We start from the raw sequence: 387 nt of genomic DNA, 5'->3' as shown, positions 1-387 counted from the left end.
GGACGGGGCTTCGATGTCCGGCGGACGCTACCTTACGCTCCTTACGATGCGCTGCGCTTCGACGTGGCGGTGCTGGAGGCGGGAGCTGTGGACGCGCGGGTGCGCATCCGCTTCAGCGAGGCGGAAGAGAGCCTTTCGCTCATTACGCAGATGCTCAGCAATATGCCCGACGGGGGCGACCTGTCTTCGCCGCTGCCGCAGTCCGGCGCGGCGCGCGAGGGCGTGGCACTGGTGGAAGGGTTCCGGGGCGACGTCTTCGCCTTCGTGCGGCTTGATGCGGCCGGGCGCGTCGCCCATGCCCATCTGCGCGATCCCTCCTGGTTCCAGTGGCCGGTTCTGGAGGCGGTCATCGAAGGCAATATCATCGCCGATTTCCCCCTCTGCAAC

General features: G+C 67.4%; 1 pseudogene. It reads left to right on the top strand.

Going from position 1 to position 387, the window contains the following annotated elements:
- A pseudogene (locus I6F12_RS37085) lies at positions 1-387 on the top strand (hydrogenase expression protein HypE); the annotation flags it as partial.

Origin of the sequence: Bradyrhizobium sp. IC4059 (genome assembly GCF_020193615.1) — a bacterium.
Taxonomy (GTDB): Bacteria; Pseudomonadota; Alphaproteobacteria; order Rhizobiales; family Xanthobacteraceae; genus Bradyrhizobium; species Bradyrhizobium yuanmingense.
This window is presented reverse-complemented; position numbering and strand designations above follow the sequence as displayed.